Genomic DNA, 12,485 nt, shown 5'->3' on the forward strand with positions numbered 1-12,485 from the left:
GGGTGTGTGGGGTAGCTTCACCACCCCGCGCACCCGAGGCCTGGGCGACCCCAGCGCGTTGACAAGGGCCGCGCCCTTGGTGTGGCTTTGTTCTGCCGTCCAGGGGGCACCCCTGGCTGCCAGCGGCGCTTAACCCACACGTCGATGCTTACCGCTTTCTATGTCATAAACGAAAACCGGATGAATCACCCCGTTTTTCACAATCGCAATGTCCGTCACTTTCCTACCGAATCGAGGGTCGCGGTGGCAATGAATCATGAGGTTCAAAACCGCGAGAATCATTCTCCCGGCGAGGTCGTACTCGATAAGCCCCGCTGCGGCCATCAGATATTGCAATCGTGGCACAGTGTCTTCAGGGCCATTCGAGTGCAGCGAAGCAGCGGAGCCACGGTGACCGGTGTAGATGAATTGAAAGAAAGCATCACAGGCGGCAGCGTCACGAATTTCACCCACCCAGCCGCGGTCGGGTCTGTAACGCAAAAATTTGCGAATACATGATGCTAGCGTCACCTCTCGCCTACCCTCTCTTGGCTCACGATACGGAGCCTCAAAAGCGACCACGTTAGGGAGAATGGAGCGCATGCCTAACTCAAGAGTGTCTTCAGCAGTACATAGGCGTTCGGTTTTCGGTATGAAATGACCACAGGCCCGTAGTAACGCGGTTTTACCTGCACCTGTGTTGCCGGTGAGGAGCATCGTCGCGCCGCCCACCACTTGTTCTTCAATAAAATCGGCCATTTCCTCGGTTAACGCCCCCAGGCCAACCAGCTCCGGCATTGTGTATGCCTTTGCGGGTTTGCATCGAAGGCTGAACGTAGCACCTGAAGGCGTCATTGCAGAATGAGTACAACTGATACGCGCTCCATTTGGAAACCGAGCGTCAAGCTCTGGCCGATCCTGGTCAAACGGCTGATCAAGAACAATGCCGAGCTGACGAATGAACTCAACAAGCCTTTCTTCTGAGGCAAAGACGCTATCCACTCGCGTCAGCACGTTGTTGATTTCGACATACATTTCGTCAAAGCGGTTTACACAAATCTCAGTCACAAGTGGATTTTTGTAGTGCGGAATCACCGGAGCAAGGAAGTGCTCCAAAAGCTCCCAGCTTCCAACCGCCTTGAGTGGGACTTGCCCGAAAATTGTCTCTGCGTAACTCATAATGAATACATGACCTCCACCTGAAACAGCATGAGATTGCTTTCGTGAACTGGACTCGCGGTGAAGCTACGGTCCTTGTCCTGAGCCAAGCGGGTAGTCCCAGGAAGCGGCCGATAAATCGGCCAGATAGGCTGGTCGTATTTCTCCTGGTACAAAGCGCATAGGCCCTGATTTGGGAAAAGGTACAGAACCTTGTCGTAGTGCCCGCTTCGTATATTTTTGAGGTGCGAAAGAAAGATGTTGTACACGCGAGGGCTAGACTTGTGATTAAGCTCGACCTCCAGCGCAACAGTCGTGCCGTTCTTCAGCAGCAAAATGGCATCGGGCAAGCGAACAGTCCGAAGATGCTTTAACGTCTTTTCTGGCTTGAACGAGGCGATATCATCCATGCGAGTGATGATTGCCGCCTGCACTGAAAAGCTGTGAATCATCGTCACCCAGGAAGGCAACCGACGACGACGCTTGAGGTTCAGTTCTGGCACAAGCATCAACGCATACTCAAACCCCGCCTCGCCCAAGCTATAAACCTTTCGGTCAATTCCGGGAGCGCGCTCAACGAGCAGAAACCCCGAATCCTCCAAACGCTTAAAAAAGGCTCGCTGGCCGTCCGCTTCCACACCGAGCATGGCAGCAATAGTTGACCTATCGGAGTAGTCGAACCACGCAAGCCATTTCACCACGGACTCCAGTTTTTCCCGGCTCCGACTTATCGCTGCTGAGCGGCCCCAGCCGCTCACAGCGTTAGTGGTTTTCCCTTCGTCCAAAATCACTCTCCACCAATTACATTGCATAAAATTCCCGGCCATACCACGGGGGAATTTTGTTTTTGATTTGCGCCCGGGAAGGGCAGCGAGCCCCCCAAAGGGTGGGCAAAGGTGGCCTTCCCGGAAAGCAAATCAAGCCGTAGCAGAATCATGCCAGCGGGCCCACCGAAGGTAGGGCAACGCTAGGCATGAGGATGCTACGGCTTTCGAGCGCATATCGAGCCCTTTCCTAAATGCAGGCGAGGCCAGCCCACCGAAGGTAGGGCGAGGCCAATGCCTGCATTTAGGAAAGAGGCGTATATACGACGCGAAGCCCTTAGCCCCGTTGCAGGGGCTAGGCGTTGCAAACGCCGCCAACGGCCAAAAGCCGCTGGCAGCTTTTAGGCAAACGACCAAAAGTCGTTGCTTGCTTTTGCCTCCCAGTAGGGAGGCACCACCAGCCTCAAGCTGGTGGCCGCTTTTAGCAAAGACCGGCGAAGCCGCCCATAGGGGCAGGGCGTGGACGGCTTTATCGTCCAGGGGCTGCGTCGTCGCAGGGTGTGGGGCTCTGGCAATCGGCCTTAGCCGATTGTTGCTTGAGGCAATCGGCCCTAGCCGATTGATGCTTCTGCCGACCCGAAGGGAGGCGCCAACAGCGAACAGCTGCTGGCTGCTTTTGATCGCAGCGACCGATAGGGCGCGTCCAGCATCACGAAGAGCGAAGCGATGAAGGATGCGTAATACAGCGAAAAGGACAGACGCCCCCCGAGCCCACGAGGGGGGTGAGGAAAAATGGCCCCCAGGCCAAATTTTTCCGGTCTGCCCTGGTGTAGCCCGTTCAGGGCGGAGACAGGGTGCGCAGCATCCGCTAGCGAAAGCGGCGCGGGCGTCCGGTGAAACCGGACCAACCGCCATGCGGCATGAAGCAGCTGAGGAAGGGACGAAGGACCGCACCGAAGCGTCGCGCAATGCCAGGATGGCGGTTGGTCCGGCTTCATCGGACGCCCGCGCGGGTGAATTTTGCCGATTAGCCCGTCCAGGGCGTATGAGGCAAAAGAGGGTGGAGGCTCGCGCAGCGAGCCGGAACCCTAAAAGACTGACGGGGCGCTCCCCCGGCGGTCTATGGTTGCCCGTCAGGGCGACCACGACACCCACCGGGTGGCGGCCTTTGAGGCTTTTGATTTGTAGAAAAAGCATGCTTTTTCTATGCTCCGTTCTATTGGCTTTTCTATTGCTTAGACTATTGCTAATGCAATAGAAAAGCAATAGGATAATGCGCATAGATATGTGCATATCTTAAAGGCTGTTTTCTGCGATATATCGTAGAAAATAGCTGCTCCAGGACTTTCCGATTCGGAAAGTCTGTAGAATCTTTCCGATTCGGAAAGAGTGTAGGAACTTTCCGATTCGGAAAGAATGCTACGAATGGACGGAACTTTCCGATTCGGAAAGTTCAGATTGAGAGCATTGAAGCTAGTGACACTGACAGAGGTAGAGGACGGCGAATGGAAATTTTACGCTTTATATTGCTGAACACGGACCCAGGCTTAACAACCGTATTTTGCCTCATGATCGGTGTTTTGCTTGTGCTTGCCGTGACCGGGGCGGTCAAGCAATCAGACGATGCAACGGCGATGGATGTTGCATTTTTGTATGCTCGTCGCTGCATCATGATCCTACTGTGCGCTGCTGGCCCACTGTTAATAATCGGGCTGTATGCATACGCATATGCCGTCTACGGCTTCGATGGTGAGCGCGCTACATCCTTTATGAAACTGTGGTACGGAGAGTTTCGGAAGTCGATTGCCGACCTGTGGTGGTGCTTCCTGGTGGTGCTGTCTGCGCCTATGTTTTTGCGCATGATAATGCTGCGCTGGGTTCGACCAAAAATAAGCGGCTGGCTTCGCAAGTTCCGGGTTCAGGCAAGTGGTGACGCCCTGAGCGATATCCGCATAGACATGGATAACCTCAAAGCCAAAGACTTTAACCCCCTGGACTACTATCTAAAAGGTCAGATGTTTTTGGGTTTGGATGATAAAGGCGAGGCCATCTATATGGCCGACGAACTTTTCAGGAAGAACCACGCCAAGGTGATTGGGCCGTCCCAAACAGGTAAAGGCGTGATGCTCGGCGTTCTATTGGACCAAGCCATTATGAAGGGTTGGGGGGCCTGGTTCGTTGACCAAAAACCTGACGATTTTATCTACGATATTATGCGTGAAAGCTGTGAGCGTCACGGACGCCCTGCCCCGCTTGTTCTTGATTTAAATGGCGTCGGCCCCGGCTCATATGGACCGTTCATTGGTGGCACACGCAGGGAACGACGCGAGCGCGTTGTAAAGACATTTGGCATGGCCGATAACGGCACAAATGCGGACTTCTTCAAACGAGAGGAACGCAAGGTTCTCGACTATCTCATGCCTCTTTGGGACGGTACATTAGGTCAGCTGGCAAAACTACTGAAGGGCAAACATCCCGAAATAAACGAGCAAATGGCGAATTGGGTCAGGGAGAAAAACGGCAGCATTGAATCTAACGTAAGTGAGTTCATGCAGCTCGATACCCTGCGCGCAACAGTAGAAGAAAGCTTTGACGTTGCGGCGGCTCTCAATTCCGGCGCGGTCGTATACGTGCGCTCAAATATCAATGACACCATTGTTAGAAAGGCATGCATTGCTTTACTTGATGAGGTTGTACAAATCGTTCTTAAAAAACGGCTTGAACATCCTACATATCTGTCATTGGACGAAGTGCGGTTTATCGTCTCTCAAAACTTGGCAGATGCGCTGGCTACCATTCTTTCGAAAAACGTGTTTGCGTCGATTGCATATCAAGCGCTAACCGACCTGCTAAACCTTCCAGATAAAACGCTGAATGCGGAATCTATCAAAGGTGGCATTGATATCAACACCCAAATCACACTCACCTATCGTGCAAACGATTATGAGACAGCACTGTGGCTTGCGAACATGACTGGCATAGCACAGAAGACAGTCACCAAGATGGAAAAGGTTGAAGTCAACAAAGGTGGAGCTGAGGTTTGGGGCGACGAACGATCTGTCGGGCAAGTCGAAGAAACCACTGTCACTACTAACCAGTTGCTGGCCTTGCCTGCGCGAGTAAGCGCCCTGATTCGCCCAAACCATTTGGCAGTCATTATCTATACCTGCTGGATCACCGTTAAGGAGGCTAAGGGGCTACCGCCGCGCAACCCAGTCCAACCCCCTGCCCTACCGGCTAAACCACCAGCAGCAACAACACCGGCACCTACAACAGCATCAACCTCTACAGAGGAAGATCCTTTCGATTCCAACGCTGCGAACTCAGATGACCCATTTGCAAGCCTAAACGAAAATCCTGGCGATGATCCGTTTGCAGCGCTCGCCTCGGCTACAGATGATCCGTTTTCCAGCATTGACAGCGATGAAATTAATGGGCCTTCTGAAGATCCATTTGCAGGAACAACCGGCGATGATGAGGCCCGATTTATACCGGAACCAGATGCACCCAAAAAGCCAGCAGGTAAAGCGAAACTGAGCGCTGATCAGTTGGCAGCAATTGAGGCGGCAGGACTAGCGATTACTAGTCCGGGATCGCCTAAACCAAAACCCGCTGCTAAAGCGGATCTGTCCTCCCTGGACGACATTGAAGGAATTTAACGATGACTATTGAAGCCCCATTTCCAAAGGTAATCGGCGTTAGCACGCCAAAAGGCGGCGTCGGCAAAACCACGACTATTACTGGTCTTGGCATCTACCTCAGTCTCCAGGGCAAGAAGGTACTGTTTATTGACCTGGACAACATCGCAAGCTTGACCAACAACCTACAGGGCGCGGGTGTGCGTCATGCTCACCTGAGCAATGTCACACATTTGTTCAAAGATCCTGAAGAAGCAAAGCCAATCACCGTAAGCGTGATTTCAGACACTATTCACCTGATACAAGGTGATGAAAGTATCAGCGAGATAAACCGCGTAAGTGATCTGACTGTGGTAACGGCCTTAAAAGACAATCTCCAGATGAATGTAGCGGACATAGAAAGCTACGACTACATCCTGATTGATACACCTGCGGGCAACGGCAACACACTTCTTGCGACTCTAATCTGTGCAGACATGATCTATTCGCCTATTGACCTGGACCACAACGCTATCGGCTCACTGAAGGAGTTAACGAAAGTCCTCAAGCCGGTGAAACGCCGATTGAACGCCAAGCTTCAATGGGGCGGCTTCGTAATCAACCGGGTCAAAACGCTGGTAAGCGTGCTTGGGAAAAAGGTTCCTCACTCCCTTGGCGATAGATCTATCTATGAAGGGCTAGTAAGCGCATACGGCGACGTTGCACTACTGGGCGTTATCGGTTTGCGCGACCCGATTAAAACTGCAATCAGCAAAGGCAAGTGGATAAGCGGCAAAGACGATTCAGCGCAAGACGCAACTTTTGAATTTGAAAACTTCTGCAAAAAACTGATGGAGAAAATCTAATGGTCGACAGTATCCAAGAACTACTGAACAGCGGCGACACGGACCCAATTACTGGCGAAGCAATTATGCTGATCCATCGGTCAAAAATCATTCCAGATGCTGACCAAGATCGCGACGATTGGGATAGTCCTGAAACTATTGCCAACATCCAGTCAATCCGCAAGTCCTCCCGCATCAAGTTGGAAGATGGTCGCTATTACGGCATTCGCTACCCGCTGTTTGTAGGCACTCCAGACGAAAATGGTAACGTCCCGATCATTGACGGCGAGTGCCGGTGGCGCTCGACTGAGGATGCGCCAGAAGAACTACAGATGCTCCCTTGTATCGTCCGCACTGGCGGTAAGAAAGAACGCCGGTTGGATCACACATCCTCCAACGGAGCGCGCAAAGGCTTAACCCTGTATCAGACTGCTATGTCCATCCAAAAGGACGAAAAGGAATTCGGCCTTTCAACCGATGAAATTTGCGCAGTACATGGCCTCCCGAATGCTTCGGCACTGAGCAAGTACAAAGCGATTCATAAGTTGAGCGACCGTCAAAAACAAATCGTTCGCTCGGGATCGTTCCAGGACGTGAACCTCGTCTACGAACTCAAAAAGCTTGATGACGATTCGTTGACCAAGCTGGAAAAGCGAATCACCAAAGGTGAGTCGATCCAGCAAGCGATTAAGGCACTGATCCCGAAGGAACCGAAGCCTGCAAAAGAAGGCGGAAAAAGCACCGGCAAAACACCTCCGACCGAAGACGGGGAAAACAACCCCAACGGCAGCGGTAACGAAGACAGCGGCAATCTTTCCGAATCGGAAACTTTTGTAAGCTTGACAATTGGTCTGGATGCCGCTAAGGCGCTGGCAAGCTTGCTTGACGTGCCCGCCGATCTTGACGCGAAGGCCCTACAAGCCGCTCTGAGTGAAGCTATCAAGAACATGGCCCCAGCATCCACTGAGGGAGCTGAGTAATGGCCCTGGTGCGTCTGGCGAACCTCAATGACTACGAGTCAGTAGAAGTGCTGGGACGCACCATGTTCAAAATAACGTGGTGCCCCACTCTTTGCCCTGGGAGCCCTACTGATAACCCCGCTGAAGGGCTAGACCTATTCAACGAATATCAATGTTCTGTAGCCGCAGGGCTTGAGCATAGAGCGGAGCCAGCTGAAAAGCTGGCTGTGATTGTTGAGTGGTGTCTAACAACCCACTGCGAAAACCGCGTGACCTTGGCTAAGGAACTGGTTAGAGCAAACCGCGATGGTGTCCGTATTGGGCTTGACTTCAACACTAATGAATACATAGAGCCAGCCGTAGGCTATCGGTACGAGCTGGCTTTTTTAAATGAACAGATTCAGTTGCTCCCCGCAGCCCAGGTGATGCAATTACAGAATCTAGTGCAGGTAGCTCAATTATGACTGACAAGGATCAAGTGCCGTTTGACGTTCGTATAAAGGTCCACGACCTCTATTTGATCATTCTGTGGGATACAAACTACTTTCCCGGCCATGAAGACAACAAAAGAATCTGCGGCGTGCGCGTGGCAGATAGCTTGTTCTCAATCGAGGCTTTTGCGAGCAATTCCAAACCTGAATATGCCATTGCCCAGGCACTGGCTGAAAAGGTAAGGCCGGTACTTAGCGATAACTTAAAGGCAGTTGAGGACGACTTGAAAGTCAGCCTTCAAACGCTCACCGAGGAACTTAACGATCCAGTCATAAAGGCTATGGACGTTGTTGTTCCGACCCCAACTGAATATCTACTGACTATTAAAGAAGGCAAGGGAACACCCCTGGTTAACGCATTTGTACGGTTATTTGTAATTGCCGACCTGATAGTCGCAAGTTTGAAGGACCTACATTTCAAGGGAGCTATAAGCAAAAAAGAATGGAAAAAACGTGAGGATCGTTACGTTAAACCGTTACGCAAGCTCATGCACGATATGAACCAGACTATCAAGCTCTATCACGAACAGCGGAAAGCGCTGACTCCCAAGTAACTAACCGTGGCTTTTCGGAGCCACGTAATTACTTCGCAACCCAATACCTACAGAACTTTAATAGGTATTGGCTTGCCTGAATAAAGGCTAACGCAATGACTACTTTGATAATTGTAGAGTCTCCATCCAAGGGCAAGATCATTGAAGAATATCTTGGCAGTGGCTATCGCGTTGCAGCCAGTGTCGGTCATATCAGAGATTTGCCCGAAGCTGGAATGGGCGTACATGCGCCCGATTTCAAACCCGAGTACGTATATACCGATAAAGGCAAAGAGGTTGTAGCCAGGCTAAAACGCCTTCAGGCTGAATGTACAGATGGGGTCATTCTTGCGACCGACCTGGATAGGGAAGGGGAGGCAATTGCTTGGCATCTAAAACAAGTTTTAGGACTCAAAGATGAGCGTCGGATTACTTACAATGAAGTAACTCCGGAAGCCTTGAAAAAGGCCCTTGCGAACCCTCGCGCAATTGATCTAAAGGCCGTAGCAGCCCAGGAAGCGCGCCGGGTAGCTGATCGCCTCATAGGTTATATGGTGAGCCCTGTTATTGCAGAGGCTATGGGTGACAAAACCGCCTCTACTGGCCGCGTCCAGAGCGTAGCAGTAAGGCTTGTAGATGACCGGGAAAAGGAAATTGCAGGCCACTCCAGCTTAAAGCACTACAGCGCAGAACTGACGTTTGGAAACTGGAAAGCGTCTTGGGACACTAAGCCACTCCTGGAAGGCCAGAAACATTGGACGAATAAGGAATTTGCTGAACTGGTCGCGGCGGTGCGCAGCGTCAAGGTTATGAGCTGCGATGACAGCGAAACAACTAGCTCCCCACCAGCACCGTTTGACACAACTACTCTCCAACAGGCCGGTAGCAATACCCTGGGGTTTGACCCACAGCAAACTATGGCAATTGCGCAAAAACTGTATGAGCAAGGCGCGATCACATACATGCGTACCGACACTACGGTGCTGTCGGATAACGCGCTGGAGGAAATATTTGCCTACGGCAAAGAAAACGGCTTGCCTATTGTTGCGAAGGCCCGCACTTGGAAACAAGCGGATGACGCCCAGGCCGCGCATGAGGCAATTAGGCCGTCACATATAGCGGTCACGACTGCTGGTGAAAACGAAAACGAGCGCAAACTTTACAATCTCATATGGATGCGTACGGTCGGCTGTCAATTGCAAGACGCACGCTTTGCAGTTCGTGTCGCTCGGCTAGAAGCGACAAGCACGGTCGATGGTAAAACAGTTGAATTTGAAGGTCGCGGCAAAAAGCTTATTTACAAGGGCTGGAAAGAGTTAACGCCTTTTGACAGCTCCGAGGATCCCGAGGATGAAGCAAGTCTTGAAGGTCAAGACTCAGACAATCCTGTCCCGAAATTGACCACCGGAGACTTTCTAGATGCTGACACGGGCAGCGTAGTTGAAACTAAAACGAAGGCTCAACCGCGTTATACAGAAGCCAGCCTAATCAAAGACATGAAGCGCCTCGGAATAGGTCGCCCAGCGACCTACGGCGCGGTGATGAAAACTATCGTAGATGACCGTAACTATGTTGAGCGCTTCGGCAAAAAGAAACAGCTGAAAATGGCGTTTCGCGGCATTCGGCTAATGAATGTACTTCGCGATAACTTCCAGTTTCTTAACTACGACTTTACGAAGATCCTGGAAGAACAACTTGAGGGCATCGCCACGGGTAAAGCTAATTACAAAACCTTGTTAGGTGCTGTCCATAAGAGATTGCAGACTGAGCTTACCGCGTTCCAGGTAAAGGTTCCTGTAGAGTTCCCGTGCCCTAAATGCGCTCGCGGCCTAATCCTCAATCCTGCGAAGAATAAAAAATCTTCGCCCTGGTGGGGATGCAGTGGCTACAACCCAGACGAAAGCGGCTGTGATTACATGGCCGAAGATGCGGACGGTAAGCCGGGTAAACCAAGTGGCCCAGTGCTGACAGAGTTTGCGTGTTCGGGTTGCGGCAAACCGCTGATCCACCGTGTTAAAGAAGGGGAGGGGGGATGGTCATTTTTCGGCTGCTCCGGCCACAAAGAAGGCTGCCTACTGAGCTTCCCTGACAAGAGCGGCGAACCCGATCTAACGTCGCCCAGGAAGCCCAAGGCTAAGACAGAAGCCGATAGCTGATTCATAGGTCTACTTGATCATTACAGCCCCCTATCCAGGGGGCTTTTTTTTGTCCTACGATTTGTGCTAGGCGTCTTGGCATATATGCCGTTTTGAGTTAGGATGGGCGCGTCAACTTTAAGAGCGCATGGTTGACTGAAACGCTCTCCTACTAAACTTTACAAGGATATATACCATGTCTGGTATTGAACTCGATTTCCAAGCTGTTCCAACTCTCTTTGATTTTGCTCCTGACGTTCTAGCAGACCACGCGATGTGCAAATCTGCTTACGCCTCGGCTTACATGGATTACCTTAAAGCTCACGCTTTTGGCAATGTTCATGTTCACTCAAAGTTTGTTGCTGCTAATCTTTTGAAAACCGAAAAAATCTCGGCTTTCTATGATAAGCAATATCTTTATGTCATTCGCACTCTTGACGATGACTCTAAAGTATTCCGATTCTATGCTCCGACTGAACTGCGTTTTGTAGACGCTGTTAAAATTGTCGAACTGCATCAACAAATGTCAACTCTGGATCTTCAAGATCATTATTGATCTGATTTAGTGCTGACACGACGAGATAGCTTTGCTATCTCGTTTTTTTTTGCCTTCAGTTTGAGTTTTAAACTATACTGACTATGCAGCATTAAGGGCCAACGGCTGCTATGCCCTAAACTAATTATTAAGAGATTTATATGACGACTAATACAGTTGCATCCGAAGTTCTACCAGAAGATGTTATGTACGTTGAATGCCCTGTGTGTGGCAAACCCGCCCCACGCTCAGATTGGGAAACAAACCACTCTGGTACAATCAACGCGCACTGGTCTGTCAATTGTGGTCATTGCGGCTTCAAAGATGGATCATACGACGATGACAGTGATGAATGATCTGTAAGTCAATCAAAGGAGCCTTCAAGGCTCCTTTTTAGTTAGATACTTGACTAATCCCTGTGAGTTGGGGATTATTGCTGTGCGACGTTAGAGCTCAATGGTCGCTGAAATGCTCTCAACTAACCGATATCGGAGTTCCAATCATGGAAATTCAAGTAGTTCAATTTGAATCTGCTGGCACTTACCATCAGGCAAATGAATATAACGAAGCATGGTCTGTAATGGACGAAGAAAACTACCGCCGCGAAATTTGCGAACGGTTAGATTTAAACTTCGATGCATTGGAGATTGATTCAGATGGTATTCCGTTCTGATTCCATTAAGCGTTAAGGTGATTCTATGTATATCAGAATAATGCTTTTGCTGAATCTAATCATGCTTGCCATTGCATTAAACCTGCATGACAAAGTTTGGATTAGCATTTCCGCACTTGGCTTTATCGCTTCTATTGCAACACTTGTGTTGGAATCCAAGAAGCTTCAAACAACTGTTAGTAGCTGACTCTCGTAGTTATCTCAATACTAATGAAAGGAACCTTCGGGTTCCTTTCTTTTTGCCTGTGGTTTTTATTTGAGCTAATATTGCTGTGCAGCGTTAAGGGCGCTCGGCTGCTGAAACGTCCTACATCAACCATTAAGGAGCTTTTATGAGTCAACATATCTTTGAGCAACAAAGCACCATCGACGGGGATACATATCGCGTGCAGATGGGGTGGGACAAACCGTTACAACGGTTTTACTGCGTAATGTGGGTTTTGCCTGAAGTGGATGAAGCTATCTATTCGAACGTATACGACAGCACACCTAATCAGACGCTGTGGTATCTCGAAAAGCAGGTCACGGAGTATGGCTTGACCATACCTGACGGCATGCTGCTCGAAATCATCCAGGATGAGCGGGATAATGTCGTAAACAAAACAAAGCACTGGGGCTGATAGTCTGAGTGTGTCAGCGGGGGGCCTTCGGGTCCCTCGTTTTTTTTGTGCCGCTGGCAGCCAGGGGTGCCCCCTGGACGGCAGAACAAAGCCACACCAAGGGCGCGGCCCTTGTCAACGCGCTGGGGTCGCCCAGGCCTCGGGTGCGCGGGGTGGTGAAGCTACCCCACACACCC

Annotated in this window: 11 protein-coding genes; 9 read left to right on the forward strand and 2 right to left on the reverse strand. The window is 50.7% G+C overall.

Annotated features, from left to right (window positions below; translation table 11 throughout):
• Positions 1 to 129: 129 nt before the first annotated feature.
• Entirely contained in the window at positions 130 to 1,158 is a 1,029-nt protein-coding gene (locus HBO11_RS28170; protein WP_170059055.1) for an ATPase, T2SS/T4P/T4SS family, read from the reverse strand.
• Positions 1,155 to 1,922, reverse strand: a complete 768-nt coding sequence (locus HBO11_RS28175) for a hypothetical protein (RefSeq protein ID WP_170059056.1) — start codon at positions 1,920 to 1,922, stop codon at positions 1,155 to 1,157. The genes HBO11_RS28170 and HBO11_RS28175 overlap by 4 nt, the downstream gene beginning before the upstream one ends.
• A gap of 1,484 nt (positions 1,923 to 3,406) precedes the next feature.
• Here HBO11_RS28175 and HBO11_RS28180 point away from each other — a divergent pair.
• The 9 genes from HBO11_RS28180 (at position 3,407) to HBO11_RS28220 (ending at position 12,309) form a co-directional block, all read left to right on the forward strand.
• Positions 3,407 to 5,560 carry a TraM recognition domain-containing protein gene (locus HBO11_RS28180; RefSeq protein ID WP_170059057.1) on the forward strand — a complete coding sequence of 718 codons (2,154 nt, stop codon included), beginning with the start codon at positions 3,407 to 3,409 and terminating at the stop codon, positions 5,558 to 5,560.
• A 2-nt stretch (positions 5,561 to 5,562) separates the two neighbouring features.
• Positions 5,563 to 6,384 carry a ParA family protein gene (locus HBO11_RS28185; protein ID WP_170059058.1) on the forward strand — a complete coding sequence of 274 codons (822 nt, stop codon included), beginning with the start codon at positions 5,563 to 5,565 and terminating at the stop codon, positions 6,382 to 6,384.
• Entirely contained in the window at positions 6,384 to 7,343 is a 960-nt protein-coding gene (locus HBO11_RS28190) for a hypothetical protein (RefSeq protein WP_170059059.1), read from the forward strand. Before HBO11_RS28185 ends, HBO11_RS28190 begins: the two co-directional genes overlap by 1 nt.
• The gene (locus HBO11_RS28195; protein ID WP_170059060.1) at positions 7,343 to 7,786 is read left to right on the forward strand and encodes a hypothetical protein; all 444 of its coding nucleotides are present in this window, start codon (positions 7,343 to 7,345) and stop codon (positions 7,784 to 7,786) included. The genes HBO11_RS28190 and HBO11_RS28195 overlap by 1 nt, the downstream gene beginning before the upstream one ends.
• Positions 7,783 to 8,367 (forward strand): hypothetical protein, encoded by a 585-nt coding sequence (locus tag HBO11_RS28200; RefSeq protein ID WP_170059061.1) that lies wholly within the window; start codon positions 7,783 to 7,785, stop codon positions 8,365 to 8,367. The genes HBO11_RS28195 and HBO11_RS28200 overlap by 4 nt, the downstream gene beginning before the upstream one ends.
• Positions 8,368 to 8,462: 95 nt before the next feature.
• Positions 8,463 to 10,502 carry a type I DNA topoisomerase gene (topA, locus tag HBO11_RS28205; RefSeq protein WP_170059062.1) on the forward strand — a complete coding sequence of 680 codons (2,040 nt, stop codon included), beginning with the start codon at positions 8,463 to 8,465 and terminating at the stop codon, positions 10,500 to 10,502.
• A 175-nt stretch (positions 10,503 to 10,677) separates the two neighbouring features.
• Entirely contained in the window at positions 10,678 to 11,037 is a 360-nt protein-coding gene (locus HBO11_RS28210) for a hypothetical protein (protein WP_170059063.1), read from the forward strand.
• Positions 11,038 to 11,518: 481 nt separating this feature from the next.
• Complete coding sequence (locus HBO11_RS28215) at positions 11,519 to 11,689, forward strand: hypothetical protein (protein WP_170059064.1); 171 nt, start codon at positions 11,519 to 11,521, stop codon at positions 11,687 to 11,689.
• Between the two features lie 332 nt (positions 11,690 to 12,021).
• Entirely contained in the window at positions 12,022 to 12,309 is a 288-nt protein-coding gene (locus HBO11_RS28220; RefSeq protein WP_170059065.1) for a hypothetical protein, read from the forward strand.
• Positions 12,310 to 12,485 lie beyond the last annotated feature (176 nt).

The sequence above is a fragment of the Pseudomonas sp. WS 5010 genome (genome assembly GCF_012985565.1).
Taxonomy (GTDB): Bacteria; Pseudomonadota; Gammaproteobacteria; order Pseudomonadales; family Pseudomonadaceae; genus Aquipseudomonas.